The 23,517-nt window shown below is 63.9% G+C and carries 20 protein-coding genes and 1 tRNA gene; 6 read left to right on the top strand and 15 right to left on the bottom strand.

All coding sequences use genetic code 11. The features are described from left to right. Positions 1-11 precede the first annotated feature (11 nt). The 3 genes from ACGYK7_RS12945 to ACGYK7_RS12955 all read right to left on the bottom strand — a co-directional run bounded on the left by ACGYK7_RS12945 (position 12) and on the right by ACGYK7_RS12955 (position 2,556). Positions 12-698 carry a 50S ribosomal protein L21 gene (locus ACGYK7_RS12945; protein WP_394402721.1) on the bottom strand — a complete coding sequence of 229 codons (687 nt, stop codon included), beginning with the start codon at positions 696-698 and terminating at the stop codon, positions 12-14. A 206-nt stretch (positions 699-904) separates the two neighbouring features. Further along, positions 905-1,714 (bottom strand): DUF2059 domain-containing protein, encoded by an 810-nt coding sequence (locus ACGYK7_RS12950; RefSeq protein WP_394402722.1) that lies wholly within the window; start codon positions 1,712-1,714, stop codon positions 905-907. Beyond that, positions 1,714-2,556, bottom strand: a complete 843-nt coding sequence (locus tag ACGYK7_RS12955) for a DUF2059 domain-containing protein (RefSeq protein WP_394402724.1) — start codon at positions 2,554-2,556, stop codon at positions 1,714-1,716. The genes ACGYK7_RS12950 and ACGYK7_RS12955 overlap by 1 nt, the downstream gene beginning before the upstream one ends. 145 nt (positions 2,557-2,701) lie before the next feature. On the opposite strand from ACGYK7_RS12955, the gene ACGYK7_RS12960 reads away from it, so the two are divergent. From ACGYK7_RS12960 to ACGYK7_RS12980, 5 genes are all read left to right on the top strand, one after another. After that, positions 2,702-2,791: transfer RNA gene (locus ACGYK7_RS12960), tRNA-Ser, on the top strand. A gap of 264 nt (positions 2,792-3,055) precedes the next feature. Then, on the top strand, positions 3,056-4,996 hold the full coding sequence (locus ACGYK7_RS12965; protein ID WP_394402726.1) for a TonB-dependent receptor domain-containing protein: 1,941 nt from the start codon (positions 3,056-3,058) through the stop codon (positions 4,994-4,996). A gap of 161 nt (positions 4,997-5,157) precedes the next feature. Next, on the top strand, positions 5,158-6,012 hold the full coding sequence (locus ACGYK7_RS12970) for a universal stress protein (protein ID WP_394402728.1): 855 nt from the start codon (positions 5,158-5,160) through the stop codon (positions 6,010-6,012). A 24-nt stretch (positions 6,013-6,036) separates the two neighbouring features. Next, positions 6,037-6,450 carry a c-type cytochrome gene (locus tag ACGYK7_RS12975; RefSeq protein ID WP_394402730.1) on the top strand — a complete coding sequence of 138 codons (414 nt, stop codon included), beginning with the start codon at positions 6,037-6,039 and terminating at the stop codon, positions 6,448-6,450. A gap of 120 nt (positions 6,451-6,570) precedes the next feature. Next, a complete protein-coding gene (locus ACGYK7_RS12980) occupies positions 6,571-8,100 on the top strand; it encodes a PAS domain S-box protein (protein WP_394402732.1) in 1,530 nt (509 codons plus the stop codon). Here the strand turns inward: ACGYK7_RS12980 and ACGYK7_RS12985 are convergent. Beyond that, entirely contained in the window at positions 8,097-8,831 is a 735-nt protein-coding gene (locus tag ACGYK7_RS12985) for a response regulator (RefSeq protein ID WP_394402733.1), read from the bottom strand. The genes ACGYK7_RS12980 and ACGYK7_RS12985 overlap by 4 nt on opposite strands. Before the next feature lie 155 nt (positions 8,832-8,986). On the opposite strand from ACGYK7_RS12985, the gene ACGYK7_RS12990 reads away from it, so the two are divergent. Continuing rightward, complete coding sequence (locus tag ACGYK7_RS12990) at positions 8,987-9,670, top strand: helix-turn-helix domain-containing protein (RefSeq protein ID WP_394402734.1); 684 nt, start codon at positions 8,987-8,989, stop codon at positions 9,668-9,670. 55 nt (positions 9,671-9,725) lie between these two features. On the opposite strand, the gene ccoS is transcribed toward ACGYK7_RS12990, so the two are convergent. The 11 genes from ccoS to ACGYK7_RS13045 all read right to left on the bottom strand — a co-directional run bounded on the left by ccoS (position 9,726) and on the right by ACGYK7_RS13045 (position 23,437). Then, positions 9,726-9,911 carry a cbb3-type cytochrome oxidase assembly protein CcoS gene (gene ccoS, locus ACGYK7_RS12995; protein ID WP_394402735.1) on the bottom strand — a complete coding sequence of 62 codons (186 nt, stop codon included), beginning with the start codon at positions 9,909-9,911 and terminating at the stop codon, positions 9,726-9,728. Then, positions 9,908-12,028: a heavy metal translocating P-type ATPase gene (locus ACGYK7_RS13000; RefSeq protein ID WP_394402737.1), complete on the bottom strand. Its 2,121-nt coding sequence runs from the start codon at positions 12,026-12,028 to the stop codon at positions 9,908-9,910. Before ACGYK7_RS13000 ends, ccoS begins: the two co-directional genes overlap by 4 nt. Beyond that, positions 12,025-12,498, bottom strand: a complete 474-nt coding sequence (locus tag ACGYK7_RS13005; RefSeq protein ID WP_394402739.1) for a FixH family protein — start codon at positions 12,496-12,498, stop codon at positions 12,025-12,027. The genes ACGYK7_RS13000 and ACGYK7_RS13005 overlap by 4 nt, the downstream gene beginning before the upstream one ends. Then, positions 12,495-14,084: a cytochrome c oxidase accessory protein CcoG gene (gene ccoG / locus ACGYK7_RS13010; protein WP_394402740.1), complete on the bottom strand. Its 1,590-nt coding sequence runs from the start codon at positions 14,082-14,084 to the stop codon at positions 12,495-12,497. Before ccoG ends, ACGYK7_RS13005 begins: the two co-directional genes overlap by 4 nt. A 95-nt stretch (positions 14,085-14,179) precedes the next feature. After that, positions 14,180-15,082, bottom strand: a complete 903-nt coding sequence (gene ccoP, locus ACGYK7_RS13015) for a cytochrome-c oxidase, cbb3-type subunit III (RefSeq protein ID WP_394402742.1) — start codon at positions 15,080-15,082, stop codon at positions 14,180-14,182. Next, entirely contained in the window at positions 15,079-15,267 is a 189-nt protein-coding gene (locus ACGYK7_RS13020; RefSeq protein WP_136720504.1) for a cbb3-type cytochrome c oxidase subunit 3, read from the bottom strand. Before ACGYK7_RS13020 ends, ccoP begins: the two co-directional genes overlap by 4 nt. A gap of 10 nt (positions 15,268-15,277) precedes the next feature. Beyond that, entirely contained in the window at positions 15,278-16,114 is an 837-nt protein-coding gene (ccoO, locus tag ACGYK7_RS13025) for a cytochrome-c oxidase, cbb3-type subunit II (RefSeq protein ID WP_394402744.1), read from the bottom strand. A 5-nt stretch (positions 16,115-16,119) separates the two neighbouring features. Continuing rightward, positions 16,120-17,730, bottom strand: coding sequence for a cytochrome-c oxidase, cbb3-type subunit I (ccoN, locus tag ACGYK7_RS13030; RefSeq protein ID WP_394402746.1), 1,611 nt, complete (start codon positions 17,728-17,730; stop codon positions 16,120-16,122). Positions 17,731-17,848: 118 nt separating this feature from the next. After that, positions 17,849-20,296, bottom strand: coding sequence for an FAD-dependent oxidoreductase (locus tag ACGYK7_RS13035; protein ID WP_394402747.1), 2,448 nt, complete (start codon positions 20,294-20,296; stop codon positions 17,849-17,851). A gap of 1 nt (position 20,297) precedes the next feature. Beyond that, positions 20,298-22,760 (bottom strand): FAD-dependent oxidoreductase, encoded by a 2,463-nt coding sequence (locus ACGYK7_RS13040; protein WP_394402748.1) that lies wholly within the window; start codon positions 22,758-22,760, stop codon positions 20,298-20,300. Positions 22,761-22,849: 89 nt separating this feature from the next. Next, positions 22,850-23,437, bottom strand: a complete 588-nt coding sequence (locus tag ACGYK7_RS13045; protein WP_394402750.1) for a helix-turn-helix domain-containing protein — start codon at positions 23,435-23,437, stop codon at positions 22,850-22,852. Between the last annotated feature and the right edge of the window lie 80 nt (positions 23,438-23,517).

Here is a 23,517-nt window from a genome sequence, read left to right on the forward strand (position 1 = left end):
TCGGTCTCTCCTTAGCCTTTGGTCTTTTCTTTGGCCTGTTCGACCCAGCCTTCACGCTGGATACGGCCTTTGAAAGACAGTTTCTCGTCAACTTCAGCGATATCCGCTTCGGTCCATGCTGCGATTTGAGCGAAAGAGGTGATGCCCGCTTCGTGCAGCTTTTTCTCAAGTGCGGGGCCAACGCCGCTCAGCGCCTTCAGATCGTCCGCGCCGGCTTCCGACATTTTGTCGGCTTTCTCGGCTTTCGGAGCGGCCTTGGTGGCTTTCGCCTTCTTGGCCTTCTTGATCTGCGCAGCCTCATCGGTCTTGCCGGTGATCGCGGCCACGGCGGCGGCGCTCACGGAACCGGTGCCGACAGCTTCGGATACGCCCGACTTCTCTGCGCCGGAGGCGAGGATGTCGGTGATCTTGACCAGCGTCAGCTTCTGACGGTGCCCCTTGGTGCGCTTGGAAGAGTGCTTCCGGCGGCGCTTGACGAAGTTGATGACCTTTTCACCTTTGATCTGATCAACGACTTCGGCCTGAACGCCTGCATCTTTGACCGTGGGCGCGCCGAGCACGGGGCTGTCGCCGCCCAGCATCAGAACTTCGTTGAACTGGACTGTTTCGCCAGCATTGGCCGCAATACGTTCAACGCGCAGCATATCGCCTGCTTGAACCTTGTATTGCTTGCCGCCTGTCTTGATGACCGCAAACATGCGTCTTCCTTTTCTGTCATCCGCGTTCTGTGGCCCCCGCCTGGGAGTTTGTAGATGGCTTTCCGGCCGATCCGCCTCGAACAGCGCGCCCATGGGGCGTCATTAAAAAACAATCCCGAAAACGGATTACCCGCCGGGATGCGGGCTTATCTACGGAATGGCGGGGCAAGTCAAGCAGGTTTTCTTGGGCGCTGCCCTTGGACCTGTCAGAGGCTTTCGGCCACCATGTTCAGCGCCAGTGCCCGCCCCAGCCCGTAGGAGATATCCTCATAGGCCCGGCCAAACCCATCGAAAAGCCCGCGATTGAGCGCCCGGCCCGCGCCCGTCTCGGCAAAGGCCGCATATTGCGCGATCTCGGCATTGCTTAAAGGATGGTAGGCCAGCAGCATATAGGCGTGCAACCAGACGGAGGTGTCTTCGGTCACCGCATCCAGATCGCCCCCGACATCGGCCAGGAGGTTTTCGTCACTGTCCTCCAACGCACCGCCATCACGCATGCCGCGCAGGAATTGGAAATTGCTGTTCAGCGTCGTGCCGACATTGCGGTCGATCATATCGGAAGCGTCGATCAAACGGCGGATCAAAGCCACCCGCGGATCACCGTCCCCCGCCAGCACCCCGTAGTTCGCCCGCGCAATCTGCTCGACCTCAGGCTCGGCGATGGCGGCGCGGGCGGCATTCTCCAGCCCGACAATCCGCCGCCCCAGTTCGGTGGCATAGAAGGTGATCGCCTCTTCGACATCGTCCGTCGTCATCGTCTCCTCCATGGCGCGGCGCACCATTTCGACCATACGCTCGGGATCGTGGATGCTTTCGACCTGCATCTGCCAGCCCGGACCGCCCTGCCCGCCCAGCATCTCTTGATTCAGCACCTCCGCATGGGCCTGCCCTTCGTCGCTGAGGATCACCGCCGCTTGGCGAAGCTCCAACAGATCGACCAGCACGGTCATCCGCGCGTCGGCCCAAGCGGGCAGCGCCAGAAGCCATAGAAGCGGCGCGAAAACCCAAGCCCGCATCAGATGTCCTGACTGGGCTGCATGGCCGCAAGCCGTGCCGCCACGGCCTCGAACCGGTTGGCCATGATCTCATATTGAACGGCGTTCATCAGCGTGTAGACCTGCTGCATCTTGGGATGCTCCAACGCCTCGGCATAGGCGGCAAGGTCTTCGTCCGAGAAGGATTGATAGGTATAGGCGGCGTTGGCGAGTGCATTGGCGGCGATCTGCGCGCCCAGTTCATCCGCCTGCGCCCGCATCGCCTCGCGCAGGTCCGGCTCTTCCATCTGCAATTCGATCACCCCGGCCCCCGCGGCGGCCAGAAGGAAGCGGATCTGCACCTCTTGAATGGCCCGGACCGAGATTTCCTCGACATCGCTGGCCACGTTCAAGCGCCGCAGGGTCTCCAACCGGGGGGAGCCGATCCGCTCAAGCCCCGCAATGATGGCGGCACCGCTTTCGGCCTTCAACCCGTCATCCTCAGCCATATGCGCCTTGTTCTCGACCGCCACCAAACGCTGGCCCAGATCGGAGGCATAGAACCCGGCGGCATGATCCAACAGGTCATCGCTGAGCGTCTCGGCAAGGATATCCATCGCCATGTCGTGCATCAACGCAGTGTCAAAGACATCGCGCACCAGACGCGACCACTCCGAGCCGAAATCCTCGCTTTGCAGCCCCAACATTTCAGGCGCGGAATCGGCGGACAGGCGAATGCTCTCCAACGCCACGTCAAAGCCGGTCACTTCCAAGAACCGTTCCAGCGCGCCGCGATCCGCCGCCCGCAGCGGCAGAGCAAGCGCGACGAGCAGCATCAACGCGACAACAAAGGGGGCTGCAATCATTCGGTTTTGGCGAAACATGGGCGGTCCTTTCGCAGAATTCTGCCTTTAAACTTAGGCTCTACCAGCCTCGGCGCAATGAAAATCCCCAAACTTTCATGTATTGCGCAAAACCCCTCTTGCCACTGCCGGAAAAGGCGACTAAACGGACCCCCCAGACCCCCGCGGAGAGGTGCCGGAGTGGTCGAACGGGGCGGTCTCGAAAACCGTTGAGCCTTCACGGGTTCCCAGGGTTCGAATCCCTGTCTCTCCGCCACTCACGCCTTGGGCGTGGTGCCAATTTCCCCGATACGAAGACACAGGTCAGTCGCCGCGCAAGCCGCGACGTCACCTTCCTCCAAACCGATCCGCTTAAAGACTACGCACCTGGGTAGAAATCCAACGGCCCAGCCGACACCGTCCCGCTTTGACCAAATCCGCGCCTTGAACATTTCGGCGGATTGTCGCAACTATCCGCGCAGAGCAAGCAAGCGGTTTCATGAGTCCCAGCCAGCCACGGATTTCTACAAGGGACAATAAAATGAAAACCAACACCGCCAAGCGTGTCGCGCTTTCTTGGCTGATGTGCTCGACCGCTACTTTTGCTCATGCGCAAGACGACACGGCCTTCGATCTCGGCGTGCCGCGCATTCAGACCTCAGCCGCTCAGGCTGTTTTGGGCAATGACGAGATCACCGAAACCGAAATTGAACAGCGCAACCCGGCCACCGTGGCCGATGTCTTTGCCGGCGAATCTGCGATCACCGCCAGCGGCGGCGCCCCGATCGCGCAGAAGGTCTATGTGAACGGGATCGAGGAGAGCCTGCTTTCCGTCACCATCGATGGCGCACGGCAGAACAAATCGGCCTTCCACCATACCGGCAACGTCCTTTTGGATCCGGCCCTGCTGAAATCCGTCGAGGTCAGCGCGGGGCTTGCCCCGGCGGATCAGGGGCCAAACGCGCTGGCCGGCTCCATCGCCTATACCACAAAGGACGCCCGCGATTTGCTGGACGGGGATGATCCCTTTGGGGGCCGCTACACGCTGTCCTATGGCAGCAATGGCCAGGGCTTCCGCAATACCCTGACCCTTTTCGGGCAGAACGACGGTTTCGAATATCTGCTGAGCGGCACCCGGGCGACGGGCGACGATTATGAAGACGGGTCCGGCAGCACCATCACCGGCACGCGGGCGGACCTGACCGACTATATCGCGAAATTCGCCTATACCTCGCAAAGCGGCAAACGTCTGAGCTTTTCGGCCTCCGAGACCACTGACAGTGGCCTGCGCGCGTCTCAGGGTGGCTTCATCCGCCCCGACTTTGCCGATGTGATCGGGCGCGACACGGTGCTCTACGAAGCGCTGTCGCAGCGCACCTCCTATACGCTGACCTATGAGGATGAGAACCCCTCGGGCATCTGGGCGCCCTATGCGCAGCTCAGCTACAACGAGCAGGCGATGGACGTAGGCTCGCTCTATGGCGTGAACAAAAGCCTCAGCGGTGTGCTCAGCAACGACTTCACGCTCCGCAACGGCAGCGTGAATGTCGGTGTCGATTTCTTTGACGAAAGCGCCGAAGGCTATGACAACACGGTCAGCCCGCGCAGGTCGAGCGGCCGCGAAGAGCTTAGCAATATCGGCATCTTCGCACAGGCACGGCAGGATCTGTCAGACCGCATTTCCGTATCCTACGGCGGGCGCTATGATTGGGCATCCTTCGAAGGCGCGGATGGGACCGATTTCGACGCCAGCGGCGCCAGCGTCAACGGCTCGGTCGATTACGTCCTGAACGATCAATGGACCCTCAACGCCGGGGCCGCCTCCAGCTGGGGCGGGTATGAGTTGGGCGAGGCAGCATTGGTCAACTTCCGCACCCCGTGGACTTATGACGGCTTCACCACCTCGCGCGCCAATGCGGTGCGTCTGGGCCTGCGCTATGACAGCGGCCCTTGGGCGGTCAAAGGCGCGCTTTTCGACACTGAGATCGAAGACATCAACGCCGTTCTGCCTTCGAGCGGCGCACGCGGTGCCGTGGACGATCTGACATCGCGCGGCTTCGACGGATCGGTCACCTATACCGGCGCGCGCGGCTTCGCGACCTTGAACTACACCTATGCCGATGTGCAGACCAACGACGCCACCACCGCCACAACTGCCTATTACCTTGGCCGTCCGGTGGGCCATATCTTTGGCTTCGAAGCCGGCTATGACGTGACCGAGGAATGGCGCATTGGGGCGACCGCGCAGATCGCTTTGGAGAACGACGATACCGATGTGTCGCTCGACGGCTATGAGGTGGTCAATCTCTACGCGGAATACAAACCGCGGCGGATGCAGAACCTGAACCTGCGCATGGACGTGCAGAACCTGTTCGACGCGACCTATGCAAGCCGCAGCTCCGATGGGCTTGGGCTTGCCAATGTGGTGCCCTTGACCGAACCGGGCCGCACCGTCAGCCTGACCGCGTCGATCAGCTTTTAACGGACGCAGGTATCGCCCCCCTTTGCGCGGGGGCGATACCACATTCCCGCGCTTGCCGCCTGCCCCGGTTCTTTCCGCAGTCCTCCTCCCGCTTGATCCAGATCAATGCAGCCGCGCCCGGCCCGCCCCATAGTGGCCGTGGTCACATGAGGAGCGTCGCCATGCAAAATGCCACAATCACAGTCGTTCTGGGGGTCGAAGCCCGGCCCAATCAGCTAGAGCCCCTCGCCCGCGCGGCGCAGACCCAGGGCACCCATCTGATCGTTCTTTTGCTCAGCGAAACCCCTGCCCTCCCGGTCTATTCGATGGGGGTGGGCGAACTCAGCACCTATTCACTCCCGGCGGGCTGGCAGGCGGATGTGGACGCGGCCCGCGAGGCGGTCGAGAAACAGCGCGCGGAATTTTCGCAGTATCTCACCGATCAAGGCGCCAGCGCGGATGTGCGCGCGGTTTGTGCCGATGCCTCGGCCTTGCGCAACACGGTGGCGCGGGCGGGTCTGACCTGTGACGCTGTGCTTATCGGCACGGACCTGCGCGAGGACAGCCGCCTGTTCGAGGACATCGTGCATGCCGCGCTCTTCGAGACCGCCGCGCCTGTTCTGCTCAACACCGCGCAGGCCAAGGTGGCCCTGACCCCGCAATCGGTCTTCGTTGCATGGAAAGCAGGCATTCCCGCCACGCGGGCGATCCGCGCCGCTTTGCCGACCCTGCGCAATGCGCGCGAGGTAACGGTGGCGCTTTTCGATCCGATCTCGATCTCGGCCTATGACGGGGAAAACCCCGGCACCGATGTCGCCGCTTGGCTGACCCACCAAGGCTGCAACGTCGCGGTGCAGCAATATGCCAGCGGAGGCGAGGACATTGGCACCGCCATCCTGAAACGCGCCAAAGAAACCGGGGCCGATTTGATCGTCATGGGCGCCTATGACCACTCCCGCCTGCGCGAGATGGTTTTTGGCGGCACGACCCGCAGCCTGATTGAACAAAGCGCCTTTCCTGTGCTTCTGTCGCACTAAAACCCGTCGAAAGGAACCGCCCCTATGCGCCCTCACCTCGCTGCCCTCGCCGGGTTTTCCTGCGCCCTCCTCTCCGCCTGTTCGGAGGGGCCTTCTGAGGATACCGGCCGGCTGCGCGCGGGGCAGCGGGTCTATGCCAAGGAATGCGCCGCCTGCCACGGGGCGCAGGGCGAAGGGGGCGGTCCGATGTCCCTGCATCTGGATGTGGTGCCGCCGGACCTCGCCGGGCTGAAACAACGCAATGACGGCTATTTCCCGCGCGAGTTTGTCAGCCGCTTCGTCATGGGCCAGCTTGCGAAGGACGACCCCTCCTCGCCCATGCCGGACTTTTCCGCCGTCGGCCTGCGCCATGTCTACCCCAATGGCGGTGCGGATGGCGAGGTGCTGGAAACCGATTTCGCCAATCTGCTCGACTATCTCGAAGCGATCCAGTGGTAGGGCCGGCGTGGTCGAGGACGCAGTCCTCGGACACGTGACGCATCGCTCCGCATTGCGCCCCCGCCCCCTCTCACGCTATCGGATGCCCTGCCCCGCAGCCCCTACAGACGGACCCCTCGCATGAAGATCAACGACGAAAGCCCCGTTCTACTGGCCCTTCTGGACGCCGCCGTCGATGCCATGGTGGTGGCCGATCACGCAGGCAATATCCTGCGGGTGAACAAAGCGGCGGCCACGCTTTTCGGCCATCCGGTCGAGGATCTGGTGGGACAAAACGTGCGCATGTTGATGCCCGGGGACATGGCCGTTCAACATGACGGCTTTCTGCGCCACCATCTTGAGACCGGAGAGAAACGCATCATCGGCGTGGGCCGTGATGTGGAAGGGCTGCGCGCCGATGGCAGTGTCTTCCCGCTGCATCTTTCCGTGGGCCGCGCCGATATCGCGGGCGAGGTCGCCTTTGTCGGCATCATGCACGATCTGTCGCGCCGAAAAGCCGCCGAGGAGGCCACCGCCCGCTCGCAACGGATGGACGCCATCGGCCAGATGACCGGCGGCATCGCGCATGATTTCAACAATCTCCTGACGGTCGTGATCGGCAATCTAGAACTGCTGGAGATGTCGGAAACCTCGGCCAAAAGCGGCGCGTTGATCTCGGACGCGCTGGAGGCGGCAGAGATCGGGGCGGATCTGACATCGCGGCTGATGGTCTTTGCCCGCAAAACCACGCTGAACGCGGCGGAGATCGACCTCAATGCCGAAGTCTCAAAAGCCGTGGCGATGCTCAAACGCACCATCGGCGCGCATATCGCGGTCGAGACGGGTTTTGCCGAGGATCTGTGGCAGGCCAAGGTGGATGCCACCCAGCTTCAGACCGCCGTGCTCAACATCGCGCTGAATGCTCAAGACGCCATGCCTGGGGGCGGGAAGATAACGCTGGAGACGCGCAACATGCAGCTTGACGACACCTATGTCGCGCAGGAGATCGGCATCGACATGGGCAACTACATCCGCCTGTCGATCGCGGACACAGGCGAAGGCATGTCCGCCGAGACCCGCACCCGCGCGATGGAGCCGTTCTTTTCGACCAAACCGGTCGGCCAAGGCACGGGGCTGGGCCTGTCGATGGTATACGGTTTCATCAAGCAATCCGGCGGGCATATCGCGATCTACAGCGAGTTGGGCAAGGGCACGACGATCAGCCTCTATTTTCCCGCCCTCGTGGACAGCACCGGCACGCGGGCGGCATCCAGCGACGCGCCAGAGCCGCACGCCCAGATCGGCACCGGCCTGCGCGTTTTGCTGGTCGAGGATGATCCGATGGTCTTGCGCCTGTCAGAGCGACGGCTGGTATCGCTGGGGTTCGACTGCGTCACAGCGACCACCGGCGATGCGGCGTGGGACATCCTGCAAGACCGTGACGACATCGACGTGGTCTTTACCGATCTGGTGATGCCGGGGGAGCTCTCGGGCCATGCGCTGGCCAAACGGGTCGCGGCGGAAATGCCCGACCTGCGGATATTGATCACCTCGGGCTTTTCCGAAAACGTCCTGCGTGGCGAGGAAGAGAGCCACGCCTTCGCCCTCCTGCGCAAACCCTATAGGCAAGCGGATCTGGCCGAGGCGTTTCGCGCCTTGCTACAGGACTAACCCGAGGTGGCGGTGGGGCTTTCGGTCAGCACATAGCCCAGCCCGCGCACCGTTTTGATTAACAGCGGACGCGCCGGATCACGCTCGACCTTCTTGCGCAGCCGCGCCACTTGGTTGTCGATGGTGCGGTCCAGAGGCGCCCAATTCTGCCCGTCGATCAGATCCATCAACCGGTCGCGCGACAAGGGCTTTTTCGCGTGGTTCACGAAGGCGGCCAGAAGTTTGAAATCAGCCGTGGTCAGATCCCCCTCCTGCCCGTCACGGCCCACCAGCAGCATCCGGTCGAGGTTGATCTTCAGCCCATCAAGGGCAAGCCACGGCTCTGCATTTCGCGGTGCGGGCACCTCCGCCTCGCGCTTGCCGCTGCGCCGCAGGACGGATTTTACGCGGGCCAAGACCTCGCGCACATGGAAGGGTTTGGTCAGATAGTCATCCGCGCCCAGCTCCAGCCCGACAACGCGGTCGATCACATCGTCCTTGCCCGTCACCATAAAGATCGGCACGTCATGATCGCGGCGAAGGTCGCGCGCGATGTCCAACCCATCCTCCGCGCCGAGGTTCAGATCCAAGGTCACCAGATCGAAAGCCTCCGCCGCGAAGGCCGCGCGCACGCTCTGCGCGTCATGCGCCTCGGTCACAAGGTAGCCGTCGCTTTCAAGGCAGCGCCTCAGAAGCGTCCGGATCTTGGCATCGTCATCAACAACAAGGATCTTCTTCGCGGTCACGCCCATCACCCCAAAAGTTGCGTTTGTATAGTCCGCAACCCAAGCGAGCACCACCCGCCACGCCATCCCCTGCGACAAAGCGTTACAAACGGATACAAGACCACAGGTCGTTCTGCGACATGCGCCTGAGAATGTGACCGCGCCGCAGAAAGGACGATCGCATGTACGTGACGCTATCCAATGAGTTCACCCCCGCAACCAAAGTGCCCGAGGCGCAGCTTTGCCCCCGTACCCCCGCCGCGCAATCGCCGCGCAAACGGCAGGCGGTCGGCAGCCACCTGTTTCGCGAGGGCGATATCGCCAACCATATCTATGAGATCACCTCGGGCGTGTTTCGCCTGACCCGCGTGCTCGACAACGGGCGGCGGCAGGTCATCGCCTTTGGCCTGCCCGGCGACATCATCGGCTTTCCCAATGGCGCGCTGCATCACAGCGATTGCGAGGCGATCGGGGCGGCAGAGGTGATCGCCCACCGCCGCCATACGCTCGATGATTTCGAGGGGGATCACGAGACCCATAAGCGGCTGTTGAACGCCGCCCTGCGTGAGATTTCGGCGATGCAGGATCACTTCATGATGCTGGCACGCAAATCCGCGCTGGAAAAGGTTGCCTCCTTCCTGATCACCTTGGCGGAGCGGACCGGTAGGCCGATCGGCAATTACACCACCTGCGCCCTCCCGATGACCCGCAGCGACATTGCAGATTTTCTCGGCCTGACGATTGAGACGGTGAGCCGCACCCTGACCCGCCTGCGCAAGCAAGATATCATCGCGCTTGAGACCTCCCAGACCGTGCTGATCAAGGATATGGAGGCGCTGATCTCGGCCTCTCAGGCAACCGACTGAGGGCGGGCTTCCATTCAATTCAGAAAACGCGGGTCTCGGCCCGCGTTTCGCATTTTTAGGTCGCCTTTTCAGTATCCCGCTGGTGGGTCTCACCACTGGGGGCCCCATTCTCCAGCAGAATCCGCGCCGCGTCCCCTTCGAGGTCATCATATTGCCCGTTGCGCAGCGTCCAGAGACAGGCCGCAAGCCCTGCCGCACCCAGACAGACAGAGACGGGGATGAGAACGATCAGGATATTCATCGGCGCACCGCATTCAAAACCACGAGGATAGACGAGGAGGACATCACCGCCGCCGCCATCAGCGGGGTGGCGAAGCCCATGACCGCCACCGGGATCGCGACCGCGTTATAGGCGGCAGCCAGGCCGAGGTTCTGGCGAATGCGGCTGCGCGCCCGGCGGGCCAGCCGCAGGGTATCGGCGACCGCCGAGAGATCACCGCCCAGCATCACCCCGTCCGAGGCGACCCGCGCGGCATCCAGCGCCGTGGCAGGCGCGAGAGAGGCATGCGCCCCGGCAAGCGCCGCCGTGTCATTCAGCCCGTCGCCCACCATGAGCACCCGTCTTCCCCGCGCGGCCATATCGCGGACCAGACCGGCCTTGTGCTCGGGCCGAACGGCGGCATGAACCGTGTCAATCCCGAGGGTTTTGGCCAGCGCTTCTGCACGCTGCGCGGTATCGCCGGTGACCATCGCCACCGCCATCCCACCCCCGCGCAGGGCGCTGACAACTTCCGCCGCCCCGGCGCGGGGTGTTTCGGACAGGGGCAAAGGAATACGGCGATCAGGCAGATGCAGTTCCGGCCCCTCCTGCCCGCGACGCAAAGAGACCAGCGCGCCGTTCCACAGGCCGCAAACGCCCTCGCCCGGCACCTCTTGCAGGTCGTGCAGATCGGCGGGCATCTGCCCCTGCAACGCCGCCGCCAAGGCGCGCGAGGCCGGGTGGTCAGACGCCTGCGCAAGGGCAAGCGCGACCGATGCCACCTCTGCATCGAGCGCGGGCAGCCGCGCGACGCCCTCGGTCAGCGTGCCGGTCTTGTCGAAGAGAACCGTGTCGATCTCGGCCAGACGCTCCAACGCCGTGGGGGATTTCAGCAGCACGCCCGCGCGGAACAAACGCCCAGTCATCGCCGCCGTCACCGCCGGAATGGCCAAGGCCAGCGCGCAGGGGCATGTGATGATCAGCGTCGCCGTGGCCACGGCAATCGCGTGATAAAGGTCTCCCGTCAGCGCCCACCAGACCACGAAAGCCAGCGCCGCCAGCCCATGCACCACCGGCGCGTAAAGCCGCGCGGCGCGGTCCGCGATCCCGCTGTAACGGTGCTTGCCGGTCTCGGCGACCTCGACCAGAGCCGCGAGGCGGCGCAGGGTGCTGTCCTCGGCCCGGCGGGTGACCCTTAGGGTCAGCGGCGTGCCAAGGATCACCTCGCCCGCGCAGATCGGCCCGCCCGCTGCCACCGCGACGGGGTCGGCCTCCCCGGTCAGGGCGGAACGGTCCACCATCACCGCGCCCAAGGCGATGCCGTCCACCGGCGCGCGCGCGCCGGCAGCAAGGGCAATGCGGTCGTCGGGCATCAGGGCGCCCACGTCCACCGTCTCACGCCCCGTCGCGGTCAGCCGCGTCGCGCGGGGCAGTTCCAGCGCCGTCAACTCCGCCGCGGCGGAACGGGCCGTCGCCCGTGCGCGATGCTCAAGATAGCGGCCCACCAGCAGGAAGAAGGTCAGCGAGAGCGCCGCATCGAACCAAGTATGCGCCCCGGTGGCAGCGAAAGTTTCATAAAGCGAGGTCGCCGCCGCCAGCAGGATCGCCAGCGCAATCGGCACGTCCATATTCATCCGGCCCGCCCGCAGGGCGACCCATGCCGAGGCGAAGAACGGCACCGCGGAAAAGGCCAAGGCCGGCAGCGCGATGGCGGCAGAGACCCAGTGAAACATCTCGCGCGTGACATCGCCCGCGCCAGACCAGACCGCGACGGAAACCGCCATCACATTCATCATGGCAAAGCCCGCCACGGCGGCGCGGGCCAACAGACGGCGGCCCGTGTCATCCCCCGCAGGGCGCAGGGCGGTCGCGTCGAGTTCATGCGCCTCGAAGCCCGCGTCGTTCAACGCCTGAAGTGCGGCGCTGGCGTCATACCCGGGGCTGAGCACGATCCGCACCCGCTTGGCCCCAAGGTTTACCCGCGCGGCTTTGACCGAGGGCAAGCGGGCCAAGACCCCCTCGACCCCCGCAATACAGGCCGCACAGCGGATCTGCGGCAGGGCAAGGTGGATGGCCTTGTCGTTCTCCGCGATGTGCTGCGCCGCGGCCTCGGCCAAGGGGGTGCCTGCGATACAGCCGGGACAGGCGGCGACGGTCATCGTCTCACCTGCAACGGAATGCGGCGGCGAAAGAGCGTGCCATCGGCGGCGCGCATCTCCACCCGCAGGTTCCAGTTGCCCGGGCCTGCGGTGACCGGCGCGACCCACGCGCGGCCATCCCAAGCGAAGTCGGGCGTCATGTCATCCGCCACGGTGGTCGCCCGGCCCAATGTCGCCGCGATGATCTTGGGCTGCACCACGCCATTGGTATCCTCTACCGCCAAGCGGAGCGTCTCTCCCGTCAACTCGGTCTGCACCGCCCAGCCAAGCGCTTCCTGCGCCGCGCGGTCGCTGTCGAAATTCTGCGAGGCAACGTAGCTCGATTCGGTTTCCTTGCCCGGGAAGGTGCGCACCGCGTTGAAAGCGAGCGCGAGGTTCACCGCGATGATGATCGAAAACCCGCCCACGAAGATTGCCAGCACATGCCAGCCTGTCAGGGGGCGCTCCGGTTGCAATTGCGCTGCGGTCATTGGCTGTCCTTTCCGTTGAATATCGTGTCACCAAAGGCCCGCTCGCCCGAGCGGAGATCTTCGACCCAGAACCGCAGATCGCTGCGCGGTGCGGTGGCGGCGTCACTCTGCGGCGGGGCGATCACATAGACCCGTTGCAGGCGGGTGGTGTCTGCGGGGACGGAAACCACCGAGCCCGCCGCCCCCTCCGCGCTGAGGTCCAAACGACGGTCTCCGGCGAGAGACAGCCGGAAATCCCGCGCCTCCCCATGTTTGTTGCGCAGACGGATGTCATAGGCGTTGCGGATCGACCCGTCCGAGAGGGTGACGAAGGTCGGGTTGCGCACTGGCGCCACGGTCATGTCAATCTCGGGCCGGATGAAGAGCGCCACGACAAGCGCCACACCGATGGCGGCCCAAGCGGCGGTATAGATCAAGGTGCGCGGGCGGAAGACATGTTGCCAAAGCGGCTTGGGCTGCCATGGTGGCGCAGTGGCCCCGGCGACATCGCCCGCGGGCGCCTCGGCAAGGCCCGCCACGGCGGCGCTTTCTCTGGGCGCGGTGGGCGGCTCATCATCCAGCGCAAGGTAGTCGATCAGCCCGCGCGGGCGTCCGATCTTGGCCATCACATCGTCGCAGGCGTCGATGCAGAGCGCGCAGGTGATACATTCCATCTGCTGGCCTTCGCGAATGTCGATCCCCATCGGGCAGACCGCGACGCAGGCGTTGCAATCAATGCAATCGCCCAAGACCTCGCCCTCCCGCGATTGACGGACGCCCGCGGTATTCTTGTCCAGCGCCGCCCCATAACGCGCCACCGCATCGCCGCTGCCGATCGCCTCTGCCGCCGCTTTCTGGCGCTTGACCCCGCCCTTGCCGCGCGGCTCCCCCCGCCATTTGCGGTAGCCGACGGTCAGCGTGCCCGGGTCCATCATCGCGCCCTGGATGCGGGGCCAGGGGCACATGTAAATGCAGACCTGTTCGCGCATGAAACCGCCGAAGATAAAGGTCGTGGCCGTCAGCACGGCGATGGTGGCATAGGCCACGGGCGCGGCTTGCAGGGTCACGAGGTCGCGCGCGAGGCTTGGCGCATCGGCAAAGTAAAAGACCCAAGCCCCGCCCGTCGCCACCGCGATCAGCAACCAGACCAGCCATTTCGCCCCCCGCAACCGTGCCTTGCGCAGGTTCCACGGCGCATTGTGCAGGCGGATACGCGCATTGCGGTCGCCCTCAATCCAGCGCTCCACGGTCATGAAGAGGTCAGACCAGACGGTCTGCGGGCAGGCATAACCACACCAGACCCGCCCCAGGGCGGAGGTAAACAGGAACAGCCCCAGCCCCGCCATGATCAACAGCCCGGCCACGAAATAGAACTCATGCGGCCAGATCTCGATCCAGAAGAAATGGAAACGCCGGTTCGCAAGATCGACCAGAACCGCCTGATCCGGCAGGTTCGGCCCCCGGTCCCAGCGGATCCACGGGGTCATGTAATAGACCCCAAGCGTGAGGATCAGGATTACCCACTTGAGCCGGCGAAAGAACCCGCTCACCCGGCGGGGGAATATCGGCTCGCGCGCGGCGAAAAGCGGGGGGGCGGCGTTGGACATGGGCAGTAGGCTCCGGTGTTACGTCTTGCGGCCTACACCCGTGGGGCGCAGGCCGCTTTGATCTGCATCAATCCGCAGATTATTTGTCATCCGGTTCAGTCGGCAGCAGCGCCCTCGGCATCGACCGTGGCCTCGCCGCCGCCCAGACCGTGGACATAGGCGGTCACGGCGCGCACCTCGGCCTCGCCCAGACGGGCCTGCCACGGCGGCATCACCCCCATGCGCGGCGCTTTGAGCTGCCGCAGGATCGCCTCATGACTGCCGCCGCGCAGCCAGATCGCATCGGCAAGGTTCGGCGCGCCCATCTCACGGTCGCCAAGGCCACGCTCCCCATGGCAGGCGCTACAGTTGTCGGCATAGACCCCTGCCCCCGCCTGCGCCGCGCCCGCGTCATGCTCAAGCCCCGAGAGGCTGCGCACGAAATGCACGGTGGCGTCGAGGTCGGCCTCCTCCATCCAATCAAACGGCGGCATCTCCGAGAAACGCGCGTCGGGGTCATCCTCGTTGCGGATGCCGTGGCGCACGGTATAGGCGATCTCCTCCATCGTGCCGCCCCAGAGCCAATCGTCGTCCAGAAGGTTCGGATAGCCCGAGGCCACCACACCCCCTGCCCCGGCGCCATGACATTGCGAACAATTGGCCGCAAAGACCGAGCGCCCGGCCTGTGTCGCGAAACGGTGCAGCTCTTCGTTGTCCTTGAGCACTGCCAGATCGACGGTGACGAGGCTTTCGGTCAGATCGGCATTAGACAGGTCCACCCGCGCAATCTCGGCGGCGACTTCGCCCCGGGTGGAATAGCCGAGCAGCCCCGCCGTCGCGCCTGAGACCATCGGCCAGGCGGGATAGAAGATGGTATAGATCACGCCCCAGACGACGGTGGCGTAGAATGTCCAGAGCCACCAACGCGGCAGCGGCGTGTTCAGCTCTTCGATCCCGTCCCAACTGTGGCCTGTGGTCTCGGTCCCGGTGGCGGGGTCGATCTTGCGTTTATCGGTCATGTGCGGGCTCCGTCATTGCGGGCTTGATCGGGGTCGTCGTTGCGAAACGGGACGGCGGCGGCATCGTCGTGCAGGGCGCGCGAGCCGGGGCGAAAAGCCCAAGCGATGACGCCCAGAAAGATCAGCGTCAGGATCAACAGCGCCCAGCTATCCGCCAGTTCCCGCAGGAAGGAATAGGTGTCCATTGCGGGCTCCTCAGCGGCTGGCATCAGGCACGAAGGTCGAGAAATCGACCAGCGTTCCGAGCATTTGCAGATAGGCGATCAGGGCATCCATCTCGCTCACCCCCGGCTGGCCGTCGAAGTTGCGCACCTGCGCGCCGGGGTAGCGGTCCAGCAGCTCGTCGTAATCGCCGAAAGGATCGACCTGTACCCGGAAATCGCCACGGACATTCGCGATCATCTCATCGCTATAGGGCACGCCGACCGTGCGGTGGGTGGCCACCAGATCGGTCACATCCTCAGGCTCAAGCTTGGCCTCCATCAGGAAAGCGTATTTCGGCATGACGCTTTCCGGCACCACCGATTGCGGGTCCATCAGGTGGTCGACATGCCACTCGTCCGAATAGCGCCCGCCCACGCGCGCCAAATCCGGCCCGGTGCGTTTGGAGCCCCATTGAAACGGATGGTCGTACATGGATTCGGCGGCAAGGCTGTAGTGGCCGTAACGCTCCGTCTCGTCGCGCATCGGGCGGATCATCTGGCTGTGGCAGACATAGCAGCCCTCGCGCACATAGATCTCGCGCCCCGCCAGTTCCAGCGGCGAATAGGGGCGCATGCCCTCAACCTCTTCGATGGTATTCTCCAGCCAAAAGAGCGGCGCGATCTCAACGATCCCGCCGATGCTCACCACCCCGAGCGAGGCGATCAGCAGTAGCGTCGCATTGCGTTCAAACCGCTGGTGAAAGGTGATGGCCTCCGTCTCGGGTGGCAGCTCGTTGGGGATTTTGCCCGTCTTCAAGCCTTCGCTGGCGGTCACCACCTTGGGGTCGTCAGCGGGGTCATAGTTGGGGCTGTGGGGGTTCTTGGCCATTGATCTTACTCCGCTGGCAGGGCGACGGTGACGGGGCGGGCTTGCGGGGCGCGGATGGTCATCCACATGTTCCAGACCATCACCGCACCCCCCGCGAGGTAGAGCACCCCGCCCAGACCACGGACCACATACATCAGGAATTTCGCTTCGACGGTGTCGGCAAAGCTGTTGACGAGGAAGCCATTGGCGTCGACCTCGCGCCACATCAGCCCCTCCATGATGCCCGAGACCCACATCGACGCGGCGTAGAGCACGATCCCGAGGGTCGCGAGCCAGAAATGCAGGTTGATCGCCGACAGCGAATGCATCTGCGCCCGGCCCCAGAGCCGCGGGGTCAAAAAGTAGAGCGCCCCGAAGGTGATCAGCCCGTTCCAGCCAAGCGCGCCGGAATGCACATGGCCGATGGTCCAGTCGGTGTAGTGGCTGAGGCTGTTCACCGCCCGGATCGACATCATCGGCCCCTCAAAGGTCGACATGCCGTAGAAGGCGAGCGAGGCCACGAACATGCGGATGATCGGATCGGTGCGGATCTTGTCCCAAGCGCCTTCGAGCGTCATCAGCCCGTTGATCATGCCACCCCATGAGGGCATCCACAGGATAATCGAGAACACCATCCCCAGCGTCGCCGCCCAATCGGGCAAGGCGGTGTAGTGCAAATGGTGCGGACCGGCCCAGATGTAGAGGAAGATCAGCGCCCAGAAGTGGATGATGGACAGCTTGTAGCTATAGACCGGGCGGCCCGCCTGTTTCGGCACGAAGTAATACATCATACCCAGGAACCCGGCGGTCAGGAAAAAGCCCACGGCGTTGTGGCCGTACCACCACTGCGTCATGGCATCCTGCACGCCCGCGAAGACCTGCACCGACTTCGAGCCCCAGATCGACACCGGGATGGCGAGGTTATTGACCACATGCAGCATGGCCACGGTGATGATGAAGGCCAGAAAGAACCAGTTGGCGACATAGATATGACGCTCGCGCCGCTTCAGGATCGTGCCGAAGAAGACGGCGAGGTAGACCAGCCAGACGATGGTGAGCCAGATGTCGACGTACCATTCCGGCTCGGCATATTCCTTGGATTGGGTCGCGCCCAGCAGATAGCCCGTGGCCGCCAGAACGATGAACAGCTGATAGCCCCAGAAGACGAACCAAGCGGCATTACCCCCCCAAAGTCGCGCCGAAGAGGTGCGCTGCACGATGTAGAAAGAGGTGGCGATCAGCGCGTTGCCGCCAAAGGCGAAGATCACCGCACTGGTGTGCAGCGGACGCAGGCGGCCAAAGTTGGCATAGGGCTGCGCCCAGTCGATGTTCAGCGCGGGAAAGGCCAGTTGGAAGGCGATGAAGGTGCCGACCAAAAACCCCACCACGCCCCAAAAGGCGGTGGCGATGACGCCATAGCGAATAGGGCCATCCATATAGCCCTGCGGCGCCACAGCTGCGACAGGCACCGCGCCGTCGACAGGCATCCGGCGCAATTGCCAGAAAAACAACCCTGCGGCCACCAACATGACCAGCAGGGCGTGAACCATATAAGCCGGATCGCGCGCCCAATCCGCCCCGAGTGCTGCAAAGAACACTATAAGCGCAAGCACGATCAACTTGAGCGTATCGAACATATTCCGAATCCCTTCATCTTTGGGAGACGGATCGCATGGGCCCCAAGCCGCCGCTTTGATCTATGTCAAAACTCGGCGGATAAGCCTGCGAAGGGGGCGTTTTTCGTAGGGCGACGGCCTAGCTCTTGGACCGCGCCCCTCTGGGGTCATACATCGGTTTCAGACTGGCCTCGGCCTTGATCCGGCGGCCTGCCACGTCGATCTCATAGGTCGAGGCCAGCAGATCGGCGGGGCTTTCGCCCGCGCAGGGCACATAGCCCAGCCCGATCGCTCCGCCCAAGTGATGGCCATAGTTGCCGGAGGTGAGATAGCCCACGATCACCCCCTCCCGCAGGATCGGTTCGGCGTGGTAGAGCAATGGCTCTGGGTCTGTCAGGCGGAATTGCAGCATCCGCAGCTTCAGCCCCTCCTCCTTTTTGCGCAGCACCGCGTCGCGACCGATGAAATCGGGCTTGTCGGTCTTCACCGCAAAGCCCAAGCCTGCCTCCAGCACATGATCCTCGCAGGTTATGTCATGGCCGAAGTGGCGAAAGCCCTTTTCGATCCGGCAACTGTCCATCGCGTGCAGGCCGCAAAGCTTCAGGCCAAAGGCCGCGCCTGCGTCGATCAGCACCTCAAACACATGGCCCGCCATTTCGGCGCTGACGTAAAGCTCCCAGCCCAACTCGCCCACATAGGACACCCGATGCGCCCGGGCGAGGCCCATGCCGATCTCGATCTCGCGCGCCATGCAGAAGGGATGGCTGTCATTCGAGAAGTCATCGGGAGAGACCGCCTGCAAGACCTCCCGCGCCTTCGGCCCCATGAGGGCGATCACCGCCTCCCCCGCCGTCACATCCGTGATCACCACCATCCGGTCGCCCGTATGGCGGCGCAGCCAAGTCTCATCCGCAAGCCGCGTGGCCGCCGGGGTGACGACGAGGTAGGCCGTCTCGCTCAGCCGGGTCACGGTGACATCCGCCTCGATCCCGCCGCGCGGGTTGAGGAATTGGGTATAGACGATCTTGCCCACCGGCACCGCCATCTGCGCGCCGCAGACGTGGTTCATGAAAGCCTCGACCTCTGGCCCCTCGACGCGGATTTTGCCGAAAGACGACATATCGTAAAGCCCCACGCCCGCGCGAATGGCGGCATGTTCGGCGGCTTGATTGCCGAACCAATTCTGCCGGCCCCAGCTATAGCGATACGCGCGCGTTTGGCCGGGATCGGCGAACCAATTGGCCCGTTCCCAGCCTGCGAATTCACCCATGACCGCGCCATGCTCCAGCAGATGCGCATGGAGCGGGCTGCGCCGGATGCCCCGCGCGGTGGCCTTTTGGCGGTAGGGGAAGTGATCGGCATAGAGCAGCCCCAGCGTTTCGGTCGACCGTTCCGCCAGATAGGTCTTGTTGCCCTGAAACGGCTGCATCCGCGCGATATCCACATCACCCAGATCAAAGGGCCTCTGCCCGTCTTCCATCCATTGCGCCAGCGCCATGCCCGCCCCGCCCGCCGATTGGATGCCGATCGAATTGAACCCGGCGGCGACCCAGACATTATCCATCTCGGGCGCTTGGCCAAGGTGATAGGCATCGTCGGGGGTGAAACTTTCGGGACCGTTGAAGAAGGTATGAATCCCCGCCTCCGCCAGCAACGGCAGCCGTTTGACCGCCATTTCGAGGATCGGCTCGAAATGGTCGAAGTCCTCGGGCAGTTGATCGAACTCGAAACTCTCGGGGATGCCCTCCAGCGCCCATGGTTTGGCCACAGGCTCGAAAGCGCCAAGCAGGATCTTCCCCGCATCCTCTTTGTAATAGGCGTATTCATCGGGGATGCGCAGCACCGGCAACTCGCGCAAAGTGGGCACAGCCTCGGTGACGATATAGAAATGCTCACAGGCTTGCAGCGGCACGTTGCTGCCCAGCATCCGGCCCACGTCTCGCCCCCACATACCCGCGCAATTGATGACATGTTCGGTCTCGATCCGGCCCCTGCTGCCATCCTCCCCGGTCCAATCCACCGCCGTGATCCGACGCCCCGCACGGGCGACCCCCGTCGCCTTGACCCGCTCGGCCACCACCGCGCCACGCGCCCGGGCGCCCTTGGCCAGGGCCAGCGCGATATTGGAGGGATCGCCCTGCCCGTCTTTCGGCAAATAGACCGCGCCGGTCATGCCTTTGGTCTCCACATGGGGGTATTTCGCGCGGACCTCTTCGGGGGTGATCTCTTCGACCTCGACGCCAAAAGCGCGGGCCATGGCGGCCTGACGCAAGATCTCCTCGCGCCGCGCAGGCGTTAGGGCGGCGGTGATCGAGCCCACACGTTTGAAGCCTGTGGCGACCCCGGTTTCCCCCTCCAGCGCGCCGTAGAGTTCTTGGGAGTATTTCGCCAGCCGCGTCATGTTCTGCGTCGCGCGCAGCTGTGCGATCAGCCCCGCCGCGTGCCATGTGGTGCCCGAGGTCAGTTGTTTGCGCTCCAGCAGGACCACATCGGTCCAGCCGAGCTTGGTCAGATGATAGGCAACCGAACAGCCGATCACGCCACCCCCGATAATCACCGCGCGGGCTTGGGAAGGAAGCTGTCCCATCTCAAACCTCCTGCGCGCGGATGCGCGTGTTTTGGCTGTCCCAAAGCGGGGCGTCGGGCTGCACCGTGGCGCGGTAGCTTTGGCCATAGATTTCGACCGTAAGTTCGGTGCCCGGCACGGCAGCATCAGCCCGCACCACGCCGAGGGCGATGGAGGCATCGACCCGGTAGCCATAGCCGCCGCTGGTCACCTCGCCCACGGCATCTCCGTTCAGGCGCAGCGTGGCCATCGGCGGCGCGTCTTGCGGGTTGCCTTCGACCACCAGTGTCACGAAGCGGCGCTGCGGCCCTCGCGCCTGCTCTGCGATCAGCGCTGCTTTGCCGGGGAAATCCTTAGGCTTATCCAGACGCAGGAAACGGTCCAATCCGGCCTCAAGCAACGTATACTCCTGCAAGAGATCGCCCTTCCAGGTTCGATACCCCTTTTCCAGACGCATGGAATTGAGCGCGAACATCCCGAAAGGCGTGGCACCGCCCGCAATCACCGCGTCATAGATTGCAGGCATGTCTTCGGGGGCCGCGTGGATCTCCCAGCCCAACTCGCCCGCGAAACAGACCCGGGCGAGCAGCGCAGGCGCGCCCTCTACCGACGCCTCCTGATGGCTGAGCCACGGCAGCGTCAGATCGGCCTCCGGGGCCAGCGGCGAGAGCAACGCGCGGGATTTGGGGCCGCAAAGGATCAGGGTCGAGACCGCGTCGGTTCGGTCCGTCAGGCTGATCTCACCCCCTTGGGGCAGCGCATCGCGCAGCAGTTCAAAGTCATGCCATTGCGCCGGGGCGGCGGTGATCAGGGTGAAGTCATCTTCTGCATGGCGCAGGATCGACATCTCGGTCAGCACCCGGCCCCGGCTGTCGGGGAAATAGCCCAGCGTCATCCGCCCGACATTGGGAAGCGCCCCCGCAATCCGGCCCCGCAGCCATTCCGCCGCACCCGGCCCCGCAAGCCCAAAACGCGAGAACCCCGGCAGATCGAGCACGCCCGCATGATCACGCACCGCCGCGACCTCCTCACGAACCCGCGCCGCCCATGGCCCCTCGCGGTCCCATGTCTGGGTCGCGGCCTTCGAGGTGTCATCACCGGGTTTGGCAAACCAATTCGCCCGCTCCCACCCGTTGTAAGCGCCCATCTGACCGCCCGCGTCGCACAGACGGTCGTGCAGCGGCGACAGCTTTTTGTCGCGCCCGGCGGGCCATGCGTGATACGGGAAATGCATCGCGTATTCATGGCCATAGGTCTCAAGCGCCTTGGCGAGGGTGTAGTCGTGATCGGCATGGGCGGTGTAGCGGCGCGGGTCGACATCCCACATGTCCCATTCCGTTTCACCTTGCGTGATCCATTCGGCCATGACCTTGCCCGCGCCGCCGCCCTGCGCGATGCCAAAGGTAAAGCTATGCGCCTCAAAGGCGTTCGGGACGCCGGGCATCGGGCCCAGCATCGGCAGCCCATCGGGCGCATAGGGGATCGGCCCGTTGATCACCCGGCCGACACCGCTCTGGCCTAACAGCGGCATCCGCGCCATGGCGTCTTCGATATACCATTCCAGCCGATCCAGATCGTCGGGATAAAGCTGAAAGCTGAAATCCTCGGGCATGGGATCGTCGGGGGTGATCCAATGCGCCTTGCAGTTGCGCTCATAGGGGCCGAGGTTCAGCCCGTTCTTGTCCTGCCGCAGGTAGTAGGAACTGTCCACATCGCGGACCATCGGCATCTTATGGCCCTTCTCGGCGGTCCAAGCGGCAAGCTCGGGGATTTCCTCGGTCAGGAAATACTGATGGCTCATAACCACCGCGGGCACGCAGCGGCCCCCATGGGGGCGGAACCATTCGCCCACCCGCTGCGCATAGTATCCGGCGGCATTAACCACCTTCTCACAGCGGATCGCGCCCTTGTCGGTATGGACAATCCATTCATTCCCTTCACGATCAATGCCGGTCGCGGGGGTGAAACGGTGTATCGCCGCGCCCGCCTCCCGCGCCCCTTTGGCGAGGGCTTGGGTCAGCTGCGCCGGGTCGATGTCACCGTCCAAGGGATCCCACAGACCGCCCGCCAGATCGTGCAGCTCTATGAAAGGGTTGTGATCCTTCAATTCGGCGGGGGTGCACATCTCCATCCCCAGCCCCTGCGCGCGGGCCATGGAGGCGACATGCTCAAACTCCTGCATCCGCTCGCGGCTATGCGCCAGACGCAGCGCACCGGTGACATGGTAATTGATCGGATAGCCCACCGCCTCACCCAAACCGCGGTACATCTCAAGCCCGTAGCGCTGCATGTTCATCACCGCCCATGAGTTCGAGAAATTCGGACAGTTGCCCGCCGCATGCCAAGTGGAGCCTGCGGTGAGTTCGTTCTTTTCCAGCAGAACGCAATCGGTCCACCCCGCGCGGGCGAGGTGATAGAGGGTCGAGACCCCAACCACACCGCCGCCGATGATCACCACCCGTGCCGTTGTCGGAAAATCAGCCACATGCCCCTCCTATCGCCATGCATCACCAAGGGGCTGGCCAGAGGCACCCCCGGTCAGTTTGGCATTGTTTAAATTGATAAAAATTCGGCTCAGTAAACCGGGGGAGAGATCACCCAGACCACCACGGCGGGCGTGTCGTAGGGATTGTCCCAAGTATAGTAGTCGCCCCGAATGCGAAAGCTGTCGCCGGGGCCAACGGAAAAGCGGCGCTCCGCGATGGTGAGGTTCAACCGGCCCGAGATGACAAAGCCGACCTCCTGCGTTTCGCGTCTGACCGGCGCTTCCAACCCCGAATAGGCGGCAAAGGTCGAGTGGATCACTTCGAAACTGTCGGTGAGATCCGGGGAAAGCAGCTCTTCCGTCAAGCCATTGGCCGCGCTTCCCATGGCACGCCGCGCCCCGGCCCGCACGACATAGCCACGTTCTTCGGGGCTTACCGTCGCTTCGCCAAAAAGCAGCGAGATCGGCACCTCCAAGATCTCGGCGATGCGGCGCAGGTCGGCGATGGAGGGGGTCGAGATGTCGCGTTCGATCTGACTGACCCAGCCGACAGACCGGCCCAAAGCCTCGGCCAAATCCGTCAGAGTCAGTTTGCGCCCCTTGCGGATCGCCCGTAGGTCGGCCCCCAGAGAGCGTGGCCCCATGGCCTCCGCCCCGGGCCTTTTCGCTCGGGTCATGTGAAAATTTCCTCCATTTTTTCACTATGGCGCGGAATTCGGCGTCTGGCAAGGGGGGCTCCTTTTAAACAGAAGGGGAT

This window comes from Sulfitobacter sp. 1A15299, assembly GCF_043556915.1.
In the GTDB taxonomy this organism is placed as follows: Bacteria; Pseudomonadota; Alphaproteobacteria; order Rhodobacterales; family Rhodobacteraceae; genus Sulfitobacter.